A 26,235-nucleotide genomic window follows, 5' to 3' on the forward strand; every position below is an offset into this window, starting at 1 on the left:
TATTTTTGACTCATATCTTATCTACTGGTTCCATTTAAAACCAGATTGGTTGTAGTTTGCAGTTATCAGCTTTGGACAAAGCTGAATAAAGTGGCAAGCGCAAGCAAGGATGAGACACTCGGCACTACCACCAAAATACGCCAGATAGCACGCAGCGCTTTTATTGAGCATTCAATAGAAGCGCAGGGTGAATGAGCGGTTATCAGTGGTAGGCAACAAGTACGCTGAATTTACAGCGGCTTACTCTACCAAGGATTCTCATGACTGACATCTTATCTACTATCGCCGCTCAAAACGGTATCATCGAAGAAACTACTACTGTAAATTCAGACACTGCTGTACAAGCTACTTCTGAAGCCGAGTCTACAGAAGATCAAGTCACTTTTGCTGAACTTGACATCGCAAAGCCGATCCTTACCGCGCTTGAGCGTAGTGGCTATACCCACCCAACGCCTATTCAAGCACAAGCGATTCCTTTTGCTCTACAAGGTCGTGACTTACTACTTTCAGCACAAACAGGTAGCGGTAAAACAGCGGCATTCGTCATTCCAGTATTGGATCGTTTAAGCCGTGCGACTAGCTTTGATAAATTAACCAAAGCCCTTATCTTAACGCCAACGCGTGAGCTTGCTCAGCAGGTTCATGATAGCGTACGCACTTATTCGAAAGATATGCGTGGTTTATTCTGTGTGCCATTAGTCGGTGGCGCTCCTTATAACGGTCAGATTACCGCGCTCAAAAAAGGCGTCCAAGTTATTGTTGCAACGCCTGGTCGTCTGCTTGACCATATCAATGCTGGTCGCGTTGACTTATCAAACCTTGAAGTACTAGTACTTGATGAAGCGGATCGTATGCTAGATATGGGTTTTGCTGATGATATCAGTGATATCCTAAAAGCAGCTCCTACTAATCGTCAGACTATTATGTGCTCGGCTACTTGGGATGGTCCTGTTGGCAAGATTGCCGCGACTTTCACTAACAATCCTGAGCGCGTTGCTATCAAAGTAGAATCGGCTCATATCGATGAGACAGTCTATTATTGTGATGATTTCAATCATAAAAACAAAATCTTAGACAAAATCGTTTGTGAAAAGGACGTTGATCAAGTGATCATCTTTGCCGCCACTAAACGCAGCACTGAAAAACTAGCTAAGCAATTACAAGATGACGGCCACAAAGCCAGCTTCTTACATGGTGACTTGCCACAAAGCAAGCGTAACCGCATCGTGCAAGACTTACGTAATGGTAAATGCAAGATTTTAGTCGCCACTGATGTTGCTGCTCGTGGTCTTGACGTTCCAGCTTTATCACATGTTATCAACTATGATTTACCACGCCAAACTGAAGATTACGTCCATCGTATCGGTCGTTGTGGTCGTGCGGGCCGTAGTGGTGTTGCTATTAACTTATGTAGCATGGATGATCGTCCACAGCTCAATGCAATCAATCGTTATTTGAATCGCAAAATGGAAGTGTCTGTGATCGAAGGCTTAGAGCCGAAGAAGACTTATGTACCAAGTGAGAATAAAGGTAATGGTCGCGGCCGTGGTCGTGGACGCTCAAATGGCGGTGGTGGTAATGGCCAAGGCCGTGGTCGCTCGACTGGTGGCGGTTATCAAGGTAAGCCTGAAAATGCTCGCGGTCGCTCAGGTGACAGTAGCAAAGGTACAGGTCAACGCGCCAGCAACGATAGTGGCTATCAAGGCCAAAGTGCTGGCAAGCCACGCGATTCATCAGGCAAGCCTAATGATCGCTTCGGTGGTAAGCCGTATCAAGGTAAGCGTACTGGCGGTCCTAGCCGTGGTGATAGCGCTGGCGTTCCACGCGGTGAGCGCGCTGCAACAGGTCGTGGTCGTCCAAGTGGCAGCCAAGGTCGTCCAGCCAACCGCTCAGACAGCGGCAACCGTGGCCAAGGTCGCTCAAGCGGTGGCAACCGTGGTAACAATTCGTAAGATGCTCAACAAAGCAGTATTCTATACCTAAAGCTCGCTATCAAGATAATTATCTAAAGCCAGCTTTGAAAAAAAGCCAGATACTCGTTATCTGGCTTTTTTGTGTCCGAAGCAAATCTTTGTGTAGGGTGCGGTTAGCGCAGCGTAACCCGCCATTAAATTATCTTGGATAGTTATTTTAGAATAATAAACTAGCTGCGTAGGCTGGACTTTTAACCCAGCTCATTTGTTTGCATTATTCAATATAGCCTAACTACTTATTAATTTCATAGTCTATTTATAAAGATTAATTTGTTAGTAACCGCGACTTGCGCGTAGATTTTGCCTTTATTATACTGCACGCTTTTACTGCTCCTTATACTGGAAACCTGCGATGCTCGCTATGTCTTACTCAGCTATTGAAAGCTTACCTGTTGCCTTTGGTATTATTATGGCGATTATTGGGCTAGTTTTTTATACCCAAGCACTGCCAGGCAATTTCTGGCGACGTTTTTATGCCGTTTTGCCAGGTATTGTGCTTTGCTGCTTTATACCTGCAACGCTCAATAGTCTTGGGGTGTTTGCCGATGGCATAGGCTCACAGATTTATGGCTTTACGGCCACTTATTTGCTACCAGCCAGCTTATTACTGATGACCTTGTCAATGGATGTTCCTAAGATTTTAGGACTTGGTTGGAGAGCTGTCGCTATGTTTTTTGCGGCAAGTGTCGCTATTGTTATTAGTGGGCCGATCAGTCTAGCACTAGCAAAGTGGGTATCGCCCGAGATGTTCACTGATGACACGCTATGGCGTGGGTTTTCAGCGGTGGCAGGCAGTTGGATAGGGGGCGCGGCCAATCAAGCTGCTATGAAAGAGCTGTTTGGGGTCAGTGATGATCTATTTGGGATGATGATCTTAGTTGATACCACTAATGCCTCGCTGTGGCTCTTGATTATTCTAGTGCTGGCGAAGCATAGCGCCAAGATAGATAACTGGCTAAAAGCGGATTCTAGCAGTATTGATAAAGTTATCAAAGCTGTTGAGAGCTATGAGCGTGATCATGAGCGACCAGCAACGCTCAATGATTTGATGGTGATGTTTGGCTTATGCTTTGCGATGGTTGGCGCCGCGCACTTTATTGGTGGTCAAATCGCTGCCACTTTTGCGCCCTTTGCTTGGGCGGTACAGTATAGCTTTGCCAGCGCGTTTTTTTGGATGGTGGTTATCATTACCTTAATAGGTGTGGTTTTTTCTTTTACCAAAATACGCAGGCTTGATCACGCAGGCGCATCAAAGATAGGCACGGTATTTATTTTTGTGTTGATTGCCGCCATAGGCATGCAGATTAACCTAGCAGGTATCGTCTCGCAGTGGCGGCTACTGCTGATAGGTCTGGTATGGATGACAATTCACGTGATCATTATATTTATAGTTGCTAGAATTATTCGCGCGCCGTTTTTCTTTTTGGCCGTCGGCTCTAATGCTAATACAGGCGGTGCATCATCAGCACCAATAGTCGCGACTGCCTTTCACCCTGCGCTTGCGCCTGTTGGCGTGTTTTTGGGGATATTAGGCTACGCAATGGGTACTTTTGGTGGTTATATTAGCACTCAGCTCATGCGTTTAGTAGTGACCTGAGAAGTCATCACTTCAGTTTATTTTAGATACAAACATCGCTGTAAATGATAAAACTGATATCGTATACTGATGAGAGTATTTTTAATACTTAAGTGTTAGCACTTTAAACATCACTATAAGGATATACAGATGTTAGGAAAAATGATGTACCAGCCATTACTTCTTAGTGGTTTACTCGAGCACGCGGCTCAGTACCATGATGATACTGCCGTGTTATCAAAAGAAGTCGATGGCACTATGACCCATAGTGACTGGATAACGGTTTCGAACCATTCAAAACAGTTGGCAAATGCTTTGGCAGGATTAGGTTTGCAAGCTGCGGATCGTGTTGCCACGCTGGCGTGGAATAATGTCCGCCATCTAGAAGCTTGGTATGCCATCTCAGGCAGCGGTATGATTTGTCATACGATTAATCCTCGACTATTCCCTGAGCAGCTCAGCTATATTATCAATGATGCTGACGACCAAGCATTGTTTTTCGATATTACCTTTTTACCCTTAATCATGGCGATTAAAGAGCAGATCAAAGGCATCAAGCACTTTATTTATCTTGGTGATCGTGATGAGAAAGTGTTAGAAAAACTTCCAGAAGCGTTGTTTTTTGATGAGTTATTAGCGGATAATAGCGCTGATTTTGACTGGCCGCAATTTGACGAAAAGACTGCCAGCTCTTTATGCTATACCTCAGGCACTACGGGCAATCCAAAGGGTATATTATACTCGCATCGCTCGTCAGTGCTACATGCTATAGCGCTTAGTATGCCTGATGTATCATCCCTTTCTGCAAAAGATGTGCTACTACCTGTCGTCCCTATGTTCCATGTCAATGCTTGGGGCACGCCCTATGCTGCCGCGCTTACTGGTTGCTCGCTGATTCTGCCAGGACCTAACCTCGATGGCGATAGCTTAGTCAAGCTGATTGATGAGTATAAGGTCACTCTATCCCTTGGTGTGCCAACGATTTGGCAGAGTCTACTTGCTGCTGCCAAAAGCAGTGGTAGCAAACTTGAGAGTATGACGCGTACTATCGTCGGCGGCGCAGCTTGTCCACCCTCAGTGATTAAGACGTTCCGTGAAGACTTTAACTGTGATGCGATACACGGTTGGGGCATGACAGAGACCAGTCCGCTGGGTACGATGAATCAGATAAAAGCGAAGCACAAATCACTCAGTAATGATGAGATGAATAAGCTGCGTGAGTCGCAAGGTCGTCCGCCTTATGGAGTACAGCTACGCTTGATGGACACCGAAGAGCCAACCAAACCTGTAGCAGAAGATGGTCACTCTCAAGGGCGCTTGCAAATCCGTGGTCATTGGGTGATTGATGATTACTTTACTGAGAACCCAGATGCTATAACGGCTGATGGTTGGTTTGACACAGGTGATATCGCAACTATCGACGCTGATGGCTATATGAATATCCGTGATCGCTCAAAGGATCTAATCAAATCAGGCGGTGAGTGGATATCATCGGTGGAGCTGGAAAACATCGCCGTTGAACATCCACAAGTGAAGATGGCAGCCGCCATTGCCGCCAAGCACAAGCAATGGGGTGAGCGCCCTGTACTGATCGTAGTAAAAGAAGAAGGTTCAGCCGTCACAGAGAGTGATGTTTTAGAGGTTTATAACGACCGTATCGCTAGTTGGCAAATACCAGATAAAGTGGTTTTTGTTGACAATATAGTGTTGAATGGTGCAGGTAAGATGATGAAAAATAACTTACGTGATGCCTATGGTGATGTATTGCTTGAGTCGTAAGTTTTTGACTGAATAAGTCTTGTTTTTGTTGAAGGAGCCTGCAATCTTGTAGGCTTTTTTATTGTACTTATTGCTCTAAAAAACATGCCCTAGTCAAAAAAAAGTAATTTTGATACATCATGTAGCAGTGCTACCAGAGCATTTTTAAAGAGTTGTGGCTACAAATTATCAAAAAAGCGGTTTTTGATAAAAATCAAATTAGATAGTAAACTGATGTATATCATCTCTCAAAATAAGATAAAAGATTAAGTCGATAATATGAATAATGAGGAGTCAAGCATGAGCAAACGACAAGCAAAAAATATTGAAGACTATAGACATTTAACCGTCGATGGTCCGCTAACATTAGAGCTGACTCAAGATCAACAAGCTATGATCCTAAAGACTTATGACTATGGACTTAATAAGTTAACTGATGTGGATGAGATGCTATTAAGCGCGGTCATACGGCAGATGAAAGAAGCTATTCATCCAGAAAACCATTCAGGAAAATAAGTGTGTTTTGCACAAGTCGCTAATGACAGAAAAGATGATGAGTACTTTAATCGAACGCGCTAATTGAGCTTATTAGACGTTTCTGTCTAAATAATATCCTAACCACTCTAAGAATTTATTACTAGTTGTCGCCACATTTAGTCGTAAGTAAGTTGATTCTTTAACACTAGGATTGAATAACTGCCCTGGAGCGACTAGCCACTTATCCTTGTAAGCATCTAATGCCAGCTGCGCGGTATCTTGCCCAGTATCAACCCAAACGAACATGCCTGCCTGCGTCTGTTTAGGATAAACAATACCAATACTCGGTAATGATTGGCGCAAATTCTGATGAGCCTCATATAAATTCTGCTGTACTTTTTTTAATTGGCGTCGATATTCTCCTTGCGTCCATAATTTATGAATCACTCGCTCGCCAAATTCTGGTGTAGTCATATTACTCAAGGTTTTGACTCTTAACATATCCTCAATAAATCTATCAGGGCATACTAGCATACCGACACGCCAACCTGATGACATAGATTTTGAAAATCCTGTCGCATAAAACACCCGCTCGAACTGATCAAGGCTAGCATAACGCAATGCTTGACCATCAGGCACAAAAGCGGCGTATAAATCGTCTTCAAAGATATAAGCATCGTATTCATGAATGAGCTTTAGGACTTGATGAGCGCGGGCAGGGTGGAGATTATAGGACGTTGGATTATGTAATACGCTATTGGTAAGATAGAGCTTAGGTCGATGCGCTGCAAACAACTGCTGCATCTGCTCAATATCAGGACCTAAATGATCACGCTCTACAGCAATTACTTTAAACCCCAGTTGCTGCAGGCAACTCGACAACCAAAACCAGCCTGGATTATCTACTATCACCGTATCACCTGACTGTAATAATAATTGCGCCACCAAAGTCACTGCTTGTGATACACCAGCGGTGGTCACCACATTGTCAATAGAGGTATGCATTCCTAAAGTATCTAAGTGCTGAACTAGCTGCTGACGCAGAGGTAGATATCCTTTAATATCTCCATAATCATAAACAAAGCTGTCGGCTTGAGCAGTAACTTGCCGAATAGCCCACTCCATCTTGTCATTGCGTATCCAATCATTCGGTAACACACCAGCACCAGGTGCCTGATGGCGCGGTATCTCACTAAACATCTGATTGACCAGCCAGCGGGTATCTATGACTGGTGTTTTACTCTTTGTTTCTACCGTCCTCTCTACCGTTGCCTGCTCTCGAACATAATATCCTGAGCCAGGCTTAGCTAGGAGTATGTTTGTAGCCACTAGCTGCTCGTAGGCTTGAGTCACTGTGAAGCTTGAGATATTGAGTAATTTAGCAAGCTTGCGAACCGATGGTACGCGCTGATTAGACAAATAAATCTGCCAGTCAATGCGCTGCTTTATCCATTCAGTAACGCCGACTGTCTTGGTTACTTTAGGATTGAGAACATAGGTATCTATCATTATTTCGCAAGCCTTTGGTTAAGGTGTTATGGTAGCTGTATTGGCAACTGTTATGGTAAATTAATCTCTACACTTTGTTCATTGCCTATAGAACTGTATCGGTACTGTTATGATATTAATCGCTATTATAACAGTATAAGTAGCAGTATAAGTCATTGTGCCTTAGGTCTATAATCATCCTCTCAAAGTTGGTCGTTAAAAGTTAGCTCTGCACAAGGCCTATATATGCAAATCAATAACAAACTACCCAACCACGTCTATTTTTTATTAATTGGTCAAAGTATCAATCTAACGACAGCGGTGCTATCGGTAACTGTTGCAGCGCTTATTGGGCTGTCTTTGGCGCCAAGTATTGGTTACGCTACTATTCCCTATGGATTACAGTTTTTAGCCATTCTACTAAGCACCGTTATGTTCTCAAAACTTATGAAGGCATTTGGTAGATATCGGATTTTTAATGCAGGTATTGGCTTTTTGTTTTTATCAGGCATCATAGGGTTTTTATCTTTAATAGATCATAACTTTTTTTACTTATGTATCAGTCATTTTCTATTAGGGTTATTTATATCAACCGCTAACTTTTATAGGTTTGCCGCTACAGATAGTATAAGTGGTGAGCTCGTCCCCAAAGCCACTTCAATGGTCATCTCAGGTGGGGTGTTTGCCGCGATAGTCGCACCATTACTAGCTATCAATTTAGCTAAAGCGTCAGACTTACCTGATTACTCACTTATTTATCTGGCTTTATCCGTGCTTGCCATTATTTTATTTATCATTATTTATTTTTGGAATCAAGCAAAAGCTCATCATGATAAGAGCATTGTAAAAACAAAAACGCCTGTCGCTAATGCTATAGAAGTCAAAAAGTATATTATTGTCATTGCTGTATTGGGCGGCGCTTTAGGCTATTACATTATGAATCTTATGATGATAGCGTCGTCATTATTCTTAAAGCAAAGCCATTCTTTTGATTATGCCTCCTACGCTATTCAAATGCATGTACTGGCTATGTTTTTGCCTTCGTTTTTTGTAGCCAAGCTCATTAACTTCATCAATAGCGTCAACACCATCATATTGGGCTTTGTTTTAATCTCTATATCTTGCTTACTGCCCGTTCTTTTAGACGATACCATTTTTATTAATATTGCTTTGATTATCTTAGGCGTTGGCTGGAATTTTACTTATTCAGGAGGCTCAACACTGCTGAGTAATATTCAAGGCGCGCAGAGGTTAAAATTCCAAGGAATTAATGAAACGGTCATTGCTTTTTTTGCAACCTTAGGCGCTTTTCTTCCTGCGCCTATATTGAGCTATTTTGGCTGGATAGATACTAATTTAGTTTTCTTTATTTTTTCTATTTCGATATCTATCCTTTTTATCGCATCTGTATTGATATTCAAAAAACGTGGCTATTAACTCATCAGGACAATAGCTTTGACGCTCTAAGACATTAATGATTTGGATAATTTATGATTTCTGTACATATTGCCTTAGCAATACTGGTGACCTTCATTTGGGGGGTGAACTTTACCTTTATCGCTTGGGGCCTTGAGAGTTTTCCGCCATTGATGCTCACTGCGATGCGATTTTTCTTTACCGCCATACCACTAGTTTTGTTTTTGAAACCACCAAAATTTAATCGTAGCTTATTTATCTATGCTATCGGTACTTTTGTTATGCAGTATGCCTTTGTATTTACGGCGATGCATTTGGGTGCATCAGCAGGATTGACCGCGTTGGTGCTACAGCTGCAGATATTTATCACCGTATTACTTGCGTATTTAATGCTAGGTGAGGCGGTCAGTCGCATACAGATTATCGGTATGCTAGTCGGTGTCCTAGGGCTGAGTGTGATTGCGCTAAATCTTGGCGGTGACATGCCGCTGATCGGCTTTATCTGCATCTTGATTGCGGCAATAGGTTGGAGCTTTGGCAACATCGCCTCAAAGCAGGTCTCAAAACAAGTATCTAGGCAAGCCGCTACGAAGACTATGCAGCAAAAGGCAGGCGTATCTAATGTTCAGCCTAATACTGTAGGAAATAAAGCATCAGCAGTAACGGCTTTAGCATTAGTCGTTTGGGGTGGTCTGATTGCTTGTGTGATTTTAATTGTAGTGTCACTTATATTTGAGAGTGATGCCTGGCAACTAGCTACCTTTACACAAGCATCGCTTAAGTCTTGGTTGTCGCTTGGATTTATTGTGTATATTTCAACGCTGATTGGCTTCGGACTATGGGCGCATTTGCTCGCGCAAAATACTGCCTCTAAAGTTATGCCGTTTGCCCTGCTAGTGCCTATATTTGGTATGGCGACCTCAGTGTTGCTCACGGGCGAGCAGGTGACATGGTGGAAGATGCTAGCGATGGTATTGATATTATCGGGATTGGTACTGGCTAATGTGAAGGTAGGGTTTATCAAAAAAATATTTATCATTAGTAAAAAGTAGCTTCTGTAAAGTGGGTTTTACGCACCGACAATGACACCTTTTAACTCTGAATTCTGGTGCGATGGAGTGCACCCTACGCCTGAAATTCATTTTATGAAGTAGATTAAACAACAGCTAGTTCTAAAACAGAAACCCAATTAACGCTTAGCGTTGACTGGGTTTTTACTGTGCTGTTTTCGAGAGTGTTAATAATAAAGCGCTCAACTTAATTTAAGTCTCTGGAACTTAAAGTCTAATCCCAATAACCTTTAGGACACTTAGGTAGCTCAACCAAAGTCTTACGCAGGGCGTCTGCCCACTGATGACGGATAGTATTAAAATACTCATCACGCTCATCAATACGGCGACCCTTGGGGATTTTTAGGCTGTCGTTTTCATAGAGCATAAAGTCTATCGGCATACCCACAGATAGGTTGGAGTTTATCGTTGAGTCAAACGACAGCATTAGCGCGCGCGCCGCATGTCTAGGATCGGTCTCATAATCAATAGAGCGATCAAGGATCGGCTTGCCATACTTGCTCTCACCTAATTGAAAGAATGGCGTATCCTCGGTGGCCTTGATACAGTTGCCCTCACGATAAATCTTATATAGCTCAGCAGGCTGACCTTTTATCTGACCGCCCAGCATAAATGAGCTAGTAAATTGACCATCAACATTCGCGTTGGCGACTTGTTTGGCGTGGTTCATGACATTACGCATGCATTCACCAACCATTTGCGCCGCATCAAATAGGCTCAAGACTGTGTTTAGATTACTCTCAGCACGCTGGTCGATATCGTTCTGCAATTTGGTAAATACTGCCTGTGAAGTAGCTAAGCTACCTGCGGTTTGGAGTACCATAAAGCGCTCGCCTTCAATACCATAATGATAGAGCTTTTTGAAGGTTGAGATGTGATCAACGCCAGCATTGGTGCGAGTATCACTAGCGAAAACCATGCCATCCTTTAAACGAACGGCGGCACAATAAGTCATAGAAACCCTTAGTAATGAACATAAATAAAAATAGCGGACGCTATGATAGCCTAGTGACAAGGACTTGACTGTAAAGATTTTCGTAACCGCCGCCCATGCGCACTCCGCGTACTGGTGCGGTATCTAGATAATCGCGACCGATCGCCACATAGACATGCGAGTTAGGCTGAAACGCTTGGTTGGAGATGTCAAAAGTGTACCAGTAGCCATCTAAGTAAGCCTCAGCCCACGCATGACTTGCCATGTGGTTTTCGGTATCGTCATATAGGTAACCTGACACGTAACGTGCTGGAATCTGCTTATCACGCAGCATACTGATAAACACATGGGTATGGTCTTGACACACGCCCCCTTTAGTGGCAAAAGACTCAGCAGCCGTGGTGCCAACATGGGTTACGTTCTTCACAAAAGGCATCTTCATAATCAGCTCATTAGCCATAGTTTTGAGACTATCATGAGTGACATTCTTCAAGAACGGCGCAGCGAAGTCGCGCATCTCTTGTGAGCACTTGGTCAAGGGCGTCTGCACTGTAAATAGCAAATAGGGCACATGATCCATGTCTTGTAGGCGCTCAGTATCGGTATCGATTTCGACGATGCCTGAGGCTTGCATCTGTAGGTTATTGTGTGCCTCGTTACGACTCAAGGTGAGCCAATCATTACCAAAACCATCCTTTTGATTGGTGGCCACTTTGGGTAGCATAACATCCCAGCGGTGAATAACTTGATGGGATAGCTGCATAGGCGTCATACGGATATACTGCACACTACGCTGCGCCAGCTCATCGTAATAGTAATTGGTTTGATGACTGATTTGAAGTTTCATAGTCTCTTCCTATTGGTATTTTATTATGTCTTATATATCTGCAGTTTATTCTCTAATCTCATTCATTAAAGTCATTAGACACCTTGACGCAAGATAAGATTGAACTCTTTGCTGATTAAGCCAAAATCACTAAAGCGTTTAGATCTGATCATCTGATTGGTCAGACGGATTAGCTCACGCCAGCGCGTATTCTCAGGTAACTCATTGATCCAATGCTTAAATTGTAGACTAATTTCCATCGAGTCCTCATCCAGTAATACTGCGCGTTCTAATTGCTCAAATTGACGCCCTAACTGCCAAAAGCAAGTCACGGTTGCATGCTCTTGCTTCATAGCAGCATTACAAGCGTACAGCTGTAAGGTGGCAGCACGATAAGTACCTGCGCTTGAGAGGCGCTTAATTAAGTTATAGAGCTCTGCAGTATCTTTACCTAGTACCCCTTTGGCTTCTTGGACGTTGGCCTCAATCGACTGTATGACATTAGGGATGATAGTCTGCTCAAGATTAATCATGATTTGAGCTTTCATAACTTTAAGTGATTCGTCAGCATCAGCTTCAAAGCCTAAATGCGTGATCAGATGCTGTACTTGCGATTTTTTGAGATCGCCTTTGATTATCTGTTTCATGATGTTGTCATAATAATAAAGACGCTCACTGTAACGACCAAGCCAAATTAAATGACTGGCTGTTGAGAGTAGCAAGATCATAGGCGCATCATCTAAATGCTCATAACCTGCCTCTATAGGCTGCGCACGATCAAAGTATTCGGAGTGACTTGAGAGGTTTTTTTCAAGCGCATGGTCTGGCTTGCCAGCATTAGTATTAACATTGTCATTGGCACTGCTGTCATCAATAACCCAAGTGTCTTTGATACCACCGCCCTGCGATGAGTTGACCACCAGTGAGCCTTCAACCATCGCGACACGGGTCAAACCACCTGGTACGATATCTACTGAACCATCGCCGTGACTGAGGATAAAGGGGCGCAAATCGATATGTCGCGGCGCGATACCATCAGCGACAGCAGTAGGGTTGGTTGAAAGCGAAATCGTCGGCTGCGCAATAAAGCCTGCTGGGTTTTCAAGTAAGCGAACACGATAGTCTTCAATCTCTTTTTTAGTGGAGGTTGGGCCAATAAGCATGCCATAGCCACCAGAGCCTTGCGTTTCTTTGACTACCAGCTTATCTAAATTATCTAAGACATATTTGAGCTCGTCTGGTTTACGGCATTGAAAGGTTTGGATATTGGGCAGTATTGGCTCTTCATCCAAATAAAACTTAATCATATCAGGTACAAAAGGATAAAGACTTTTGTCATCAGCGACACCTGTGCCTGGCGCATTAGTTATGACGACATTGCCAGCACGATAAGCGCTCATCAGCCCTGATACGCCCAGTATAGAGCTGGACTCAAACGCTAATGGGTCAATAAACGGATCATCGATACGGCGATAGATCACATCGACTTGTACTTTACCGCGTATGCCTTGCATGTAGACTTTGCTGTCTTCAACCACTAGATCATAACCATGTACCAGTGGCACATTCATCTCATGCGCTAAGAACGCATGCTCGTAATAAGCACTATTAAATCGCCCTGGGGTCAAGATTACAATTTGCGGATCGTATTTGCTCGTCGAGCTGGCAAGACATTTTTTGAGACGCATCGGGTAATCACTAATCCCTAGAATAGGGGTGTGATCGAACATCTCAGATAGTAGCGTCTCAGAGATATTACGGCTCTCCAGCATATAAGAGACGCCAGAGGGCGTGCGCAGATTATCCTCTAATACACAAAATGTGCCATCCTCATCACGGATCAAATCAATACCGCTAATATGCGAATAAATAGGCTTATCCAGCTCAATACCCATCATCCATGGCTCATAGCAGCCACTAGCATAGACGTAACTATCAGGCACGACGCCTGCTTTCATAATAGCTTGCTCGTGGTAGATGTCATGCAAAAAGGCATTTAATGCAGTAATACGCTGCTTACAGCCTTTTTCAATGATCTCCCACTCACTAGCGGCGATAATACGTGGAATAATATCAAAAGGGATCATCCGTTCAATATTCTTAGCGTCGCTATAAACCGTAAAGGTGACACCCTTACGATAAAAGATATTTTCGGCTTGCTCATTAAGATGATTGAGCGCGTCCATATTGATGGTGTCTAGCCAATTACCAACGGTTTTGGCGACAGGCCGATACTGACCTTCGCTAATGATTAGCTCATCGAAGCTTGGTTTTTTAGTGGGTTTTTGCGTGTCTTTGCCAGCGCTTTTAGGACTATTCTTAGTTGCAGCGGCTGTAGATTGACTTTGCTCCTGAGTGCCATTGTCGGCTGAAGTTTGAGTATCTGTTGCAGATTGAGTCTGTTTTTGAGTTTGGGTCTTTTTATTCATAAATACCTCACGCATCCTTGATAGAGTTATTGACTAAGGACTATAGACTAATAGTGCTGAGTCCTATAGCTGTTTTAATTGATCACATATCCTATGTCTGACCTCGACTATACCGCGTCTATAGGCTTATGCACAACATGAGTTTGATAATTTAATAACGTTAAAGTTACAATCTAAACGATAATTAAAACAATCATTACGAATAATATAAGCACTTGCACGATCATTATCTATAGCTCAATGTCAAAATATACTGATAATAAAGAAGCGCTATAAAATCAATGTTAATAAACGTGAATTAAGACAAGTAAAGGGGTAAACGTAACTATGCACAGTTGTTATTCGTTTATAAGATCAGCTACTGTTGCAATAGCTATTATCAGCCTAAACGGCTGTAGTAATAATGAGGATGTCATTGAGCTTGTCTTACCGACAGGCAGTAATGTTGTCGCATTAGGGGACTCACTCACTTACGGTTATAGCGTCGATAGAGACCTTTCTTATCCTGCGGTGTTAGCAGATATGACCGGTTGGAAAATCATCAATGCCGGTGTCAATGGTAATACTTCAGCCAATGTACTGTGGCGGATTGATACTGTTATCGCGCAAAATCCAGATTTGGTATTACTGAGCGTCGGTGGTAATAATGTACTGCGCCGAGTACCGTCAGAGGTTACAGCGGCTAATATCACAACGGCTGTCAAGCAGCTAAAAGCCGCCAATATTGACGTTATCCTAATCGCACAGCCTTATTTTAGCGCCAGTGCACTGTTCGGTCGTGCCAGCGACAATCCAATCTATGCCAGTATCGCCAAGAGCGAAAACGTACCGCTATATAGCAAGCGCTGGTCTGAGGTGATCTCTAACAATGCGCTTAAGTCCGACCAAATTCATGCCAATGCCGCAGGCTATCGCTACTTTGCAGAGGGGTTGTACGCGTATTTACAACAAAATGGCGTAGCGCGTTAAACTTTATATTGCTTTTAGATGCGAAAAGGAGTACTTAATCAATAAGCGCTCCTTTTTATTCGTATCCCTTAAAACAAAGCGTTAAGCTTGACGGTGATAGCTACATCACAACGATTAATCCTTCATCGGCAGGTATCTTGCCCGCGCATACCTCAGCGTATACTTTGGATAATCCTTCAACGCCATTGAGCTGCTTAATTTGCAACCATTCATTGGTTTTTGCCATGCTGTGCATTACATAACGCATGGACTGCTTATTGAATGCTTCCATACCTAATTGCTTTATTAGATGCTGAATGTGACTCGGCGCAAAGAACGGATGGCTTCGCTCACGGATAATACCCTCGACCTGACGCGGCTCATCCCAATGGGTCGCACCGACATTGCTGGTATAACGCATGTTATCACCTAAATGCGTATGCAAGCGACTGAGCACATCGGTATTGGCGGACATATCGATAATAGCTGTGGGTTTACTGGCATCAATCTGTTCTAGATCATCATAGCTGAGCACACTATCGTAAGCGTTGATTGAGTTCACAAAGTCAACGTTACGCGCTGAGGTCAGACCAATCACTGCAGGCGCGTTGTCATCATTAATGAGGCCATAAGCCAACCCTGTACTGGTCTTACTTGAGGCGCTAATGATGATAATTTGCTCGGCATCGAACCAGTGATTGCTCTCAAGCAAATCGTGCAAGCAATACGAGGTTAAGTGCAGCACGAATAGCAGCATACGTGAATTATCATTAGCACGATCATAGCCACGCTCATGATTGACGCGCTGATATAAATTATAGCCTGGCGGCAGGTGCGAGCGATGGTCGCTGGCATCCATCATACTCGTCTTGGTGATGTGAGCAGGCTTAAGCACTAGCTCATTGGCAGGCGGGAAGTAACCAAATAGACGCTCACCAACAGGTAGATCTGCACAGTTTGACTCGACGACATCCGCAAAGCCCCAGACCGGAATGATACCCCATTGCTCAGGGTCGTCACCGTTTGGCGCAAAGAACTGCCAATAGCGCAGTTGATCGCCCATGACCGCATAAGTGATATTGTTCGCGGTAAAAGCAAAGCGATCGACTTTGACTAGTACCTCTAAGTCGCTGATCGTTTGCGCGGGTGCTTCAACTACACGCGATTGGGCCAAATCTGCTTTATTAGTTTGAAATTCCTGCATGACTTTGTCCTTTTATTATGGTTCAACGTTTATCATAACCTACAAGCACCTTGATAAAGTCATAAAGACGCTTGTAAGCTGACAAAACTCTAAGCCTTTGCGTGACGCGCTGCCATAATTTGCATGGTTTCGCCGACGAGCTTTGGCATATTCGCTGCCGCTCTTGGCATTGCCGATTTGATACGCATCAAGGTGGCGCCTTGCTCTGGCGTCATCTCACTGCTCGGTTGGACTAGTCGGGTAAAGCCATCCAAGCGATTATTAATCAGCCAATCGCGTATCTCAGGCTCTTTGGCCCAGCGCTGCTGATTACGCATTTGCGCCATGATGCCCATGAGCCAATCGGTATCATGATTTGGTAGTGGCACAACGCCGCATATCTCGTTTTTGGTCTTTTCATCGTCATAGCTTGCCTCAATATGAGCGATGAACGCGGCACTAAATACCGGCTGATAAGAGCGTACGGTCTGCACTATGATCTTATTACCTTTGAACACTCTATAGATATCGGAGACCGGTACCGCGCGTGCGGAGCAATCAACGTGCATCGTATTGGCAGTGGTTGCAATGCTATCTTCCCCACTGTTACCAAAAGCAATCTTGTCAACGTCCAAGCTGGTCACTCGGCCTTTACGTACGATGTTTTTGACGCGGCGTAATTGTTCAAGCTCGTCTTTGCTGACAGTCGCCCCATGAAACATCTGCGGTTTGACGTCGGGGTCAATACGCATCAACACGCCTGCTTGCTCTAATCGATTAAATAGATCGTCCATGTTTTCAGCTTCGCCAATAGCTTCCGCTTGTGCTGCTTGCGCGCCCATCGTATCGTTAAAAAATTCACGCGAGGGCTGTGCGTTTTTGCGATCGAGTAGCCAGCCATCTCTTGAGACTATCCACGTGATATCATCAGGCTCTATTTGATTCTCTAGTAACCAAAGTACCGCATCGATACCTGTTTTGCCGCCGCCAATTACGACGTAGCCATCACGCAGGGTATTTATATTTGGTAAGTTGTTAAGCGGCTCAAATTGCACCCCATCGGCAACTGTAAAACTTGGCGTATGCGTTGAGGGGACAGAGGTTTTAAAGTAAGTACCATCGACAATTTTTTTATTAACTTTAACTTGATACTCTTTATCAGACAATATTGACTTAAAGGTAGCGACGCCGTCATCTGCGTTCTCACTGTCATAATCATACTCACACATAGGGAAGTACTGAACGCGGCCACTCGGCAAAAACGTCTGCTTCATGACCTGATCATAGTAGGCCATCACTTGATCGCCAGTTGCCAGCTCCGCTAAGCCTTTGTTTAAGCCAACCTCATCGACAGTACCATTGCACAGCTCGCGTGAGCTTACCCCATAAAAGGAGGAGGGCTGATGTAGCGTCACGAACGAATACGCATCATTCCAATGTCCACCCGGCTTATGATGACGATCGATAATGATGATATTGGCATTGGTCTCATTCAGCAATGTATCAGCAAAGGCCATTCCAACCGCGCCGCTGCCAATAATCAAATAATCAGTCTCTACATGTTGAATAGGCATAGCGTCTTTGCATCCTGTGTGAGTAAACGAATAATTAACGAACAAGTGTTGTTAAATAACAGTGTTATATATTAAGATAACACTGTTATAATTGTCAAGCTTTTATCAATTATACTTGTAGATAATGCCAAAATAGCTTATAACCGTCAAAACATAGCGAGAGTCCAATGAGTACAGTAGATCCTAGAACAAAAATACTAAACGCCGCTTCAGCTTTATTCTTAGAAGGCGGCGGTGCGGCCCTAAGCGTCCGTGCTATATCAAGCCGCGCAGGATTATCAACGATCGGTATTTATAAGTACTTTCAAGGCAAGCAAGGTATATTGGACGCGCTATATATCGAAGGCTTCAATTATGTCCGCGATGCGATGTGCGTGCTCGCTGATGATGAGCGGGCAAGTAAAGCGCAAGTATTGGCCTCTTGTTTAGGATATCTTAATGTTGGTGAGCAACACGAAGCGCATTATCGACTTATCTTTGGCGAGGCGGACGCCGGTTACGCGCCATCAGAGGAAGCGATCGCAGCTCGCGACACGGCCTTTGCGAAGTTGGTTCGAGTAGCCGGCTCTTATTTAGACAATTCGGCAAGCTCATCTGAATGTCGGCAATTGGCGTTAGATATTTGGGCGATAGTACATGGCTATGTCAGCATCAGTCATCATGTCGCGCTCACGCACAATAAGAATCCTGATTGGAAACGTATGGCGCTGCGAGTCGTCGTTAATCAATTGGACGCGGCAAAACAGTCGGCTTAAAGTGAGTTATTCAAAATATACAAAATCGTTTTTCTTAGAAAATGACTGTTTTAGTAAGCGAATATTTTATAGATGATTTTACAGACGAATGCTTTGTAGAGGACTATAAGTGTACGTTTTACGATTCTTGCATTATGTAAATACCATCTCCGCCTTGAGTTTGACGGCAGAGGTTATGCAGCAAATAGATAAGATGGATATAAATTAAGTTATTGATTTTGTTTGTATTATGTCGGTTTGTAAGCTATGTCTTTAGGCAAAGCATTTTATCTTTTTTAAAGTAATAAGCGAAAAGGGCAGTATACGAGTTACACAGTGCGCTGCCTTTTCCTTTTTGTAACGCTTGCCAGCCAAACGACTATATTGTCCATTGATCTGAGATAATAGCCACTAGGTAGCGCTGCCCTTGATATTCATCAAACACCAAGCGCATTGCGCGCCAGTCCATGCCGCTATATTGCTCACTGCCACCATGATAAAACTCAACAAAATCAGCGTCTTGATAGACCTGATTTAAGTTATTGATGCTATTGCCGATAGCTTTTGAGTCATTAACGCTAATGGTCGGCTGGTTATCAAATTGCTTAGCATTAACCCACGTCTCCAAGTATTTAGGTAGTGGCGTGACTAACAGCTCACCTGTACCGTCCTTTTCACCCCACGTGAAGCGGATATTGGACTGCTGCAGATACTGAGTGAACTGCGCACGACTAAAGACTTTATCGGACTGAGGACGGACATAGGCGTACATCGAAAAGCGTACGCCACGTGTCGGGTGGATATCACTGATAATACTGGCATAGTCTTTATTGGCGAGGGCAGATTGTATGCCAAGCGCTTGTTCAGTCAGGGATTGATTTGTGGTCATGGGATCATTTGAAGTGTCTGGCGAGCTGTTTTGCTCAGTAGGTGCAGTATTGCTAGGTAGCGACTGACAGCCTGTTACTGTTAACAATAGTGCCAAGCTAGCTGTAATAGCTAAAGATGAGCGAGAGAATGAAATCATAAAAGTATTCCTTTTAAATATATAAAAAAGCATAATGTATTGTTATATTGGGGTGAGAATGATCGATAAGTGGTGTCATTCATTGTCGACAGTAATAATTTTATTACTGTCGACAATGCACATAGTTATGCTTAAATAAAGGTTAGCTATAAGTAGTCATGATGTCGTTTAGGAGAACATTATGCAAATGATATATTTATTGATAAAGAGGCTTCGGCTAGTATTGTTATTAATAACAATGATGACCAGTTCGGCTGTTGGCAATAATAAGCAATTTATAACAATGGACACAGCTAAGATAGCAACCATTAGCCAAATGTATGAGCAAGATATCAGTGTAGAAGGATTTAGCGAAAAACCTGTATTATTGGAATATAGCACAGCGGAGCTAATAGCCGCATTTGCGCTTGAGCAAGCATATTTTGATAGAGAACAGATAAGCTGCAATATTGGTCATGATATCTTGTGGGATTCGCAAGATCCTGACTATAGCCAAGACAAGCAGTTTGCTGTCACTGAGCAAGGCTTAGTCAAAGTCAGCTTAGCGCAAGGCAGTAATATTTATTATGAGCTGGCGTGTACCAGTACCGATGAAAAAGCAGAATGTAAAATTGCTGACGTGATGTTAGATGAAGATATATATGGTAGTCGCACGTTAAAAAGTTATCTTATAAAAAACTGCGTTTAGATAGTCGGCGTGAATTTCAGAATTACTTTAGATATCTACGAGCTGAGATATTATGTGAAATTACATACGTAAAGTCTTAATATGGCGCAAACTCTAATAGTTAACTGGAATTTGAATAACCTCAAAGCTATTGGTTTGTTTTCGCATAATGTATATTATGTTAAATAGACTCTATATTAGTTAACCGTTTATATCGATGGTCGTTATCTTCTCAACTAAAAAGTCCACTGCCGCTTTTACCTTTGGTACTAGATAGCGCTGTTTTTGGTAAAGCAAATAAACCGCCATATCAGCATTTTGTGTGATGGCCAAATCGTGCTCAAATATCAGCTCTTGTAGTGCGCCTGATTCAAGATAAGATGCTAACGCCCAACGAGTTGACATAAAAACACCTTCACCATTGCAAGCTTTTTTGGCAAGCCAAGCGCCATTGTTGGAGATGGCAACCGCAGGCCCTGACACATCGTGCCACTGATCCTCTATATAACATAACCACGGCGTTGGCCCTGTTGGGGTTTTAAAATACAGACCGCTATGATTTTTGAGCTCCATGGCAGTGCTTGGCATGCCATGCTTTGTAAAATAGCTTGGTGCGGCGACTGGAATAAAGCCATTATCCATAAGCCTGATCGCAATCACTCGCTCATTTGGTGCGTAACCACCACGAATAGCGATATCGACATCATCGCGTCCCAATGTCGACAACTCATCACTCAAACTGACATCCAATACAATCTGTGGGTACAAAGCACTAAACTCATCTAAGATCGGCAATACTACTTTTTCTCCAAAACCTACCATCGAGCTAATACGCAAACGACCCATTGGTGTAGTCTGATAGCTACGAACAGTCTCTTTGCTTTGCTCTAGTTGACTGAGTATCTGCTGCACGTCATTATAATAGACCTGCCCTACTTCGGTCAGTTTGACCATTCGCGTTGAGCGCTTTAATAATGTGGCTCCCAATGTTTTTTCTAAATCTGACACTCGTCTCGATAATGATGATGGTGGCACATTAAACACTTTTGCAGCCTTGGTAAAACTACCTGTTTCGACAACTTTACAGAAATAACGTATTGCACGTAACTGATCCAACTGAGCTCTCCAACCACTAAATATCTAAGTATTTTTATTTTATTATTGCCATAAAAGCAATAGTGATTGCTATTATCTGTTATATACAAGCCAATTAAAACCAGTAATAATGATTTTAATTCAATTTTTTACCTTTTAAGCCAATAATGGATGACTACCTTATGATTACTTTGCATGGATTTGCTGCGAGCAACTATTACAACTTAGTAAAACACGTTCTTTTACACAAAGAGATTCCCTTCCAAGAAAACTTGGTTTACCCAAGTAGCGATGAGCTATTAGCCGTCAGCCCCGTTGGCAAAGTACCCGCTATCACAACAGCTGAAGGTTTTGAGCTGTCAGAGTCCAGTGTTATCTGCGATTTTCTTGAAGATAGTTATCCCAAAAAGCCGCTATATCCCGAACTGGCCACAGAACGTGCGGCCGTACGTCGAATTATGAAAATAGCAGAGCTTTATTTTGAGCTATCTAGCCGTCGACTGATACCTTTTGTCTTCTCGGGGGCACAAGCACCACAAGTAATCAAAGACGAGGTACGTCAAGTCTTGACGCGCGGTATTATTGCTATGAATCGTTTGTGTAAATTTTCACCTTGGATTGCAGGCGATACATTCACGATGGCTGATATTTATATGTATTATGTCGCTACTATCGTACATATTTTTGCTTCAAGCCAGCTTGATTGGGATGTCTTAGCAGAGATTGACGGTATGAAAGCGTGGAACGATACGATGAAGCAAACTGACATTGCTCAAGCTATAGAAGCTGATCGTATGGCAAATATGCCAGAATTTATGCAACACGTACAAGCCCAAATCAAAGCTGCCAACGCCAAGTAGAGCTGAACTAAACAAAGCTAAATAATAGCTCATTTAAATAACGAACTATTTACGATCAACAAAAGACGCTTTGTCTAATACCTTTAATCATTTGCAGGAGCAAAAATTATGAGCGATACAAACATACAATTAATATCTACCATTAGCGCAGACAACAAACTTACCGTATCATTGCAAGATATCGGCATGCCGCAGCCAAATGACGACCAAGTTGTCGTACGTATTGAAGCGGCGCCACTCAATCCATCAGATTTAGCGATTTTGTTTAGCGTCGCTGATATGTCTACCGCTGCGCAATCAGGTACCGAGAAAAACCCAGTTATCACAGCAGACGTCCCTGCCAAGTTCATGCCAGCGGTCAAAACCCGCGTGGGCAAAGATACGCCTGTCGGTAATGAAGGCGCAGGTACTGTAGTTGCCGCAGGCGCGTCACCGGCAGCGCAAGCCTTGATGGGAAAAACCGTTGCGGTCATCGGTGGCGGTACTTATCGTCAGTATCACTGCGTCAACGTGCAAAGCTGCTTGGAGCTAAAAGAAGGCACAACGGCTAAAGAAGGCGCATCCTCTTTCGTCAATCCGCTAACCGCCCTTGCGATGACTGAGACCATGCGCGCAGAAGGTCATAAGGCGATTGTTCATGCAGCAGCCGCTTCAAGCTTAGGTCAAATGCTTAATCGTATTTGTATGGCTGATGGCATCGATCTTGTCAATATTGTCCGTAAAGAAGAGCAAGAAACCTTGCTTCGTAATATGGGCGCAAAATACGTGGTTAACTCAAGCAGCGAGTCATTCCTTGCTGATTTGACTTCAGCGATTATCGAGACGGGCGCTACGATTGCCTTTGATCCTATCGGCGGTGGTCAGCTAACCAGCGATATTCTAAACTGTATGGAAGCCGCTATCACACGCGATGTCGAAGAGTACAGCGTGTACGGCTCTAATACCTTTAAGCAAGTCTATGTCTATGGCGGATTAAACCGAGGTCCTATTGTCCTTAATCGCAACTTTGGTTTTTCTTGGGGCGTTGGCGGTTTCTTGTTGTTCAATGCACTCGGTAAATTGGGCACCAAGACCGTTATGAAAATGCGTCAACGTGTGGCAGATGAGATCACTACCACATTTGCCAGCAGCTATACTCATGAAGTGTCATTACCTGAGGTTCTACACTTACAATCTATCGCCGCCTATGGCAAACAAGCCACAGGTGAGAAATACTTAATTAAGCCTCAAAGCTAATGATGTTTTTAGCCAGTTGATTGATGGTACAGATAGCCTTCGAGCTCAAAACCATCTATAAAACTAGGTACGAAAAAGGCAGATACTGTATACAGTATCTGCCTTTTTGATGATTTATCCTAGGATGCTATTATTAGATATATCGTCAGCTAGAAAAATGACTTGCTGGATAGCTGAATAAGCAACACACTACACTAATTGCCTCATCGGCTCTCACGATACAATGTTGTTTGTGATTCGTTCTTAAAATCATCATAACTAATAGCGGGTTCGGTATTCACATCGCCCACATTCATCGAGCGCAGTCTAGTCGTTGATGGCGATACGGATTTATACTCTATCGGTCTTATATTTGCGGCAATAGTATTTAGACTCTCATTAACAGAATCCAAACGCGCAGCATTAGCCGCCTCTGCCGCTTCCTTGTCCGCTGTAGCTTGAGCATTGGCTAACGAGGTCTCTTGACCGATAACAGATATGTTTTTGTTCACCGCTGACATCTGAGAGTTAACTGAGCCTAGGCGATCGCTTAGCGCCACTAAACTATTATTGGCATTAAGAATAACGATAACGATAGCTATCAGTAATAAAATACAAAAAATGGCAATAGCAGTAAGTATTCTATAAGTGTTGTTAGACTTTTCATCAAAGTTACCGGCCAGTACCCTAGTGTTATTAGCAAATGCAGGCTCGGATATTTGATAAGTAGCTGTATTCTCGTAAGCTACCGTTGTTTTATTCTGCTTGGTTATTCTTTTGTTAGCTCTTGATTTATTAGCGTGTGAAGAGTTATTGCGGTTACTGTCCGATGAATCATCAAAAAAAGCCATTTCATCGTCGGATAGATCATCAGAACCATATAGATGATCATCAGAGATAGGGCCGTGGGCTCTATCATTTGCAGTCGGTTTAGCTGTTACTGAGCGCTTGTCAGTACTCTCATCAGTCGGCTCTACTGCCAACTCAGACTTTCTGAAGTTTTCACTCGCTAAAGTTTGCTTTAAATAACGCTCATAGACACTCAGACTCCTACTATTAATATTAAGCTTAATAGAGTCTTTATATAGCTCTGTACTATTGTCAGGATTACGAGTATCGTCTGGAGAGGTCATAAAGTATTACCATAGCATTAGATGTCATTAAGGTTATGTAATTGTTAGTATTTCTCATAATACGGATGCTTCAGTGTAGTCTGCAATCAGTTTTAGTATGGGCGCTACGATACAGTGATAAGCGGTCTTAAACGATACTAATAAGCTAATATAGTCGAATAAAGCGCTAACAATCTGTTTAAAAACTAACAAACCGTTATGTTTATAATACTTGATCTGATCAATCTATAAAAAATTAAAAGCTATCATTACCAAAATTAAGTCAATACTTTACATTCAACGGTATTTTATTTGCATAGCGGCATACGTAGGTATCAGTATAGATTATTGCTACATAATAACAATATTGTAAACAGACTGCTTATATAATTTCACTCTAAACTTAGTCTTAATCAGGCTAAGTTTAAAGTAAATGCAAAAAGCACGCTATACGGATCAGTGTAATCGCACAAACAAGCGCCTAGAAATATAATCGTACATTGTACTTTGAATTCGGTGCATTGCATATTGTATATATATACAGCATCTACGCAAAATATGAGTAAAGCATAATATAAACGTTAGTCAAGTATAAGCAAGATGTATGCCAAGGATATCATTATATGGACTTAAAGCAGCTCAATGCGTTTATCGCCATTGCCGATTTACAGAGCTTTAGTGCAGCGGCTAAGACTACAAGGTTATCTCAGCCGAGTCTTAGCCGACTGCTAAAGCAGCTGGAGACTAGTCTTGGTGTCGAGCTCATCAATCGCTATCATAGACCCTTACAGTTAACAGAAGCGGGTCAGTTCTTTTATGAAAAAGTGAGCGCGATACTCACAGAGCTTGAGACAGTGACAAACATGACTCAGCGGCTATCAGCGCCTGATACGGCACTCAATATTGGCTTTGTACCCTCCGTCCTCTATGGTCTACTGCCAGAGGTTATCGCCACTCTTAAGCAACACAGCGCAGGTCATGAGCATCCTAATAGCAGCTCTGCTACTGATATCGAAGTGAACTTAAAAGATATTAGCTCATATCAACAAGTTGAGGCGCTAAAATCTGGCGAGATTGATGTGGGCTTTAGCCGCTTTGCACACCAAGATCCATGGATTCAGCAGATACTACTGCGTCATGAGCGCTATGTAGTTGCGCTACCCAAATCTCACCCACAAGCTAATATCTCTGATCATCGCTTGATTGATTTGGCTAATAATCGCTTGATTCTCTATCACCAAACCCACCTGCCCGCGCAAATACCTAATACTGATTCTGTTACTACGGCAATGACGCAAAACGCATCAGCACTGCAAAAAGATAAATCCATAATGGAGCCTGCCAGCGCTATAAAGTCAACTTCAGCATCTACAGTGACTGAGCCTTTACTGAATTTATTTGCCCGATATAGCATCACGCCCTTTGCCACCACTAAAGTCAGTGATTTACAAGTCGCCTTAGGGCTAGTCGCGGCAGGTGTTGGTATTACTCTAGTACCTGCCAGCTTACAGACCATGCGTACGGATCAGATTAGCTATCAGCGTTTGATTCACGAGAATGTCACCTCTCCTATTTATTTGCATACGCTAAAAGACTTTAGTCATCCCAAAGTATCTGAGCTGCTAGAGGCTGTCTATAAAGTCTACGAAGCACGCGGTATTACTTATCGGCGTCAGCAGTTCATTTAGAGACAACTTATCTACAGTCAATGCTGATAGAGAAAATGATTCTAAAAGCTGGCATTAGTCACAAAAATTATTATTATCTTCAATGGCGCAAGCTGTGATAGAGTTAGCGCCATTTTTTGGTCTGTATTTAATTTTTAATTGGTAATAACTAATGGCCGGCTTACACAAATGAGTGTGAGTTTGCC

20 protein-coding genes and 1 pseudogene are annotated in these 26,235 nt (G+C 43.0%); 12 read left to right on the forward strand and 9 right to left on the reverse strand.

The window, feature by feature from the left end; all coding sequences use genetic code 11:
* Positions 1 to 260 precede the first annotated feature (260 nt).
* From Q9G97_RS06645 to Q9G97_RS06660, 4 genes are all read left to right on the forward strand, one after another.
* A complete protein-coding gene (locus Q9G97_RS06645; protein ID WP_305900227.1) occupies positions 261 to 1,952 on the forward strand; it encodes a DEAD/DEAH box helicase in 1,692 nt (563 codons plus the stop codon).
* A 382-nt stretch (positions 1,953 to 2,334) separates the two neighbouring features.
* Positions 2,335 to 3,570, forward strand: coding sequence for a DUF819 domain-containing protein (locus tag Q9G97_RS06650; protein ID WP_305900228.1), 1,236 nt, complete (start codon positions 2,335 to 2,337; stop codon positions 3,568 to 3,570).
* A gap of 129 nt (positions 3,571 to 3,699) precedes the next feature.
* Positions 3,700 to 5,328, forward strand: coding sequence for a long-chain-fatty-acid--CoA ligase (locus Q9G97_RS06655; protein ID WP_201573383.1), 1,629 nt, complete (start codon positions 3,700 to 3,702; stop codon positions 5,326 to 5,328).
* Between the two features lie 279 nt (positions 5,329 to 5,607).
* Entirely contained in the window at positions 5,608 to 5,823 is a 216-nt protein-coding gene (locus Q9G97_RS06660) for a hypothetical protein (protein WP_305900229.1), read from the forward strand.
* A gap of 72 nt (positions 5,824 to 5,895) precedes the next feature.
* On the opposite strand, the gene Q9G97_RS06665 is transcribed toward Q9G97_RS06660, so the two are convergent.
* Positions 5,896 to 7,293: a PLP-dependent aminotransferase family protein gene (locus Q9G97_RS06665; protein ID WP_305900230.1), complete on the reverse strand. Its 1,398-nt coding sequence runs from the start codon at positions 7,291 to 7,293 to the stop codon at positions 5,896 to 5,898.
* Between the two features lie 225 nt (positions 7,294 to 7,518).
* On the opposite strand from Q9G97_RS06665, the gene Q9G97_RS06670 reads away from it, so the two are divergent.
* Positions 7,519 to 8,709: an MFS transporter gene (locus tag Q9G97_RS06670; RefSeq protein ID WP_305900231.1), complete on the forward strand. Its 1,191-nt coding sequence runs from the start codon at positions 7,519 to 7,521 to the stop codon at positions 8,707 to 8,709.
* 53 nt (positions 8,710 to 8,762) lie between these two features.
* Positions 8,763 to 9,740 (forward strand): EamA family transporter, encoded by a 978-nt coding sequence (locus Q9G97_RS06675; protein ID WP_305900232.1) that lies wholly within the window; start codon positions 8,763 to 8,765, stop codon positions 9,738 to 9,740.
* A gap of 232 nt (positions 9,741 to 9,972) precedes the next feature.
* Here the strand turns inward: Q9G97_RS06675 and Q9G97_RS06680 are convergent, their stop codons facing one another.
* The 3 genes and pseudogenes from Q9G97_RS06680 to Q9G97_RS06690 all read right to left on the reverse strand — a co-directional run.
* A complete protein-coding gene (locus tag Q9G97_RS06680) occupies positions 9,973 to 10,713 on the reverse strand; it encodes a peptidase (RefSeq protein ID WP_305900233.1) in 741 nt (246 codons plus the stop codon).
* Between the two features lie 40 nt (positions 10,714 to 10,753).
* Positions 10,754 to 11,539 carry a transglutaminase family protein gene (locus tag Q9G97_RS06685; protein ID WP_305900234.1) on the reverse strand — a complete coding sequence of 262 codons (786 nt, stop codon included), beginning with the start codon at positions 11,537 to 11,539 and terminating at the stop codon, positions 10,754 to 10,756.
* Positions 11,540 to 12,384: 845 nt separating this feature from the next.
* A pseudogene (locus tag Q9G97_RS06690) lies at positions 12,385 to 13,947 on the reverse strand (circularly permuted type 2 ATP-grasp protein); the annotation flags it as partial.
* Positions 13,948 to 14,274: 327 nt separating this feature from the next.
* Here Q9G97_RS06690 and Q9G97_RS06695 point away from each other — a divergent pair.
* A complete protein-coding gene (locus Q9G97_RS06695; protein WP_305900235.1) occupies positions 14,275 to 14,916 on the forward strand; it encodes a GDSL-type esterase/lipase family protein in 642 nt (213 codons plus the stop codon).
* Positions 14,917 to 15,016: 100 nt separating this feature from the next.
* Here Q9G97_RS06695 and Q9G97_RS06700 read toward each other — a convergent pair whose 3' ends face one another.
* Entirely contained in the window at positions 15,017 to 16,099 is a 1,083-nt protein-coding gene (locus Q9G97_RS06700; protein ID WP_305898158.1) for a DUF2855 family protein, read from the reverse strand.
* An 89-nt stretch (positions 16,100 to 16,188) separates the two neighbouring features.
* Positions 16,189 to 17,652 carry an FAD/NAD(P)-binding protein gene (locus tag Q9G97_RS06705; protein ID WP_305898159.1) on the reverse strand — a complete coding sequence of 488 codons (1,464 nt, stop codon included), beginning with the start codon at positions 17,650 to 17,652 and terminating at the stop codon, positions 16,189 to 16,191.
* A 167-nt stretch (positions 17,653 to 17,819) separates the two neighbouring features.
* On the opposite strand from Q9G97_RS06705, the gene Q9G97_RS06710 reads away from it, so the two are divergent.
* On the forward strand, positions 17,820 to 18,407 hold the full coding sequence (locus Q9G97_RS06710) for a TetR/AcrR family transcriptional regulator (RefSeq protein WP_305898160.1): 588 nt from the start codon (positions 17,820 to 17,822) through the stop codon (positions 18,405 to 18,407).
* 358 nt (positions 18,408 to 18,765) lie between these two features.
* Here the strand turns inward: Q9G97_RS06710 and Q9G97_RS06715 are convergent, their stop codons facing one another.
* A complete protein-coding gene (locus Q9G97_RS06715; RefSeq protein ID WP_305898161.1) occupies positions 18,766 to 19,413 on the reverse strand; it encodes a hypothetical protein in 648 nt (215 codons plus the stop codon).
* 283 nt (positions 19,414 to 19,696) lie between these two features.
* Here Q9G97_RS06715 and Q9G97_RS06720 point away from each other — a divergent pair, with 283 nt between their 5' ends.
* Positions 19,697 to 20,101 (forward strand): hypothetical protein, encoded by a 405-nt coding sequence (locus tag Q9G97_RS06720; protein ID WP_305898162.1) that lies wholly within the window; start codon positions 19,697 to 19,699, stop codon positions 20,099 to 20,101.
* Between the two features lie 180 nt (positions 20,102 to 20,281).
* Here the strand turns inward: Q9G97_RS06720 and Q9G97_RS06725 are convergent, their stop codons facing one another.
* Complete coding sequence (locus Q9G97_RS06725; RefSeq protein ID WP_305898163.1) at positions 20,282 to 21,196, reverse strand: LysR family transcriptional regulator; 915 nt, start codon at positions 21,194 to 21,196, stop codon at positions 20,282 to 20,284.
* 161 nt (positions 21,197 to 21,357) lie between these two features.
* Between Q9G97_RS06725 and Q9G97_RS06730 the strand changes: the two genes are divergently transcribed.
* Together Q9G97_RS06730 and Q9G97_RS06735 are read left to right on the forward strand one after the other, a co-directional pair.
* On the forward strand, positions 21,358 to 22,035 hold the full coding sequence (locus tag Q9G97_RS06730) for a glutathione S-transferase family protein (protein ID WP_305898164.1): 678 nt from the start codon (positions 21,358 to 21,360) through the stop codon (positions 22,033 to 22,035).
* A gap of 108 nt (positions 22,036 to 22,143) precedes the next feature.
* Positions 22,144 to 23,271, forward strand: coding sequence for a zinc-binding dehydrogenase (locus Q9G97_RS06735; protein WP_305898165.1), 1,128 nt, complete (start codon positions 22,144 to 22,146; stop codon positions 23,269 to 23,271).
* A 203-nt stretch (positions 23,272 to 23,474) separates the two neighbouring features.
* On the opposite strand, the gene Q9G97_RS06740 is transcribed toward Q9G97_RS06735, so the two are convergent.
* Positions 23,475 to 24,383 carry a hypothetical protein gene (locus Q9G97_RS06740; RefSeq protein WP_305898166.1) on the reverse strand — a complete coding sequence of 303 codons (909 nt, stop codon included), beginning with the start codon at positions 24,381 to 24,383 and terminating at the stop codon, positions 23,475 to 23,477.
* Positions 24,384 to 24,985: 602 nt separating this feature from the next.
* Between Q9G97_RS06740 and Q9G97_RS06745 the strand changes: the two genes are divergently transcribed.
* Positions 24,986 to 26,050, forward strand: coding sequence for a LysR family transcriptional regulator (locus Q9G97_RS06745; protein WP_305898167.1), 1,065 nt, complete (start codon positions 24,986 to 24,988; stop codon positions 26,048 to 26,050).
* The last annotated feature ends 185 nt before the right edge of the window (positions 26,051 to 26,235 follow it).

The organism is Psychrobacter sp. M13, from assembly GCF_030718935.1.
Classification (GTDB): domain Bacteria; phylum Pseudomonadota; class Gammaproteobacteria; order Pseudomonadales; family Moraxellaceae; genus Psychrobacter; species Psychrobacter immobilis_G.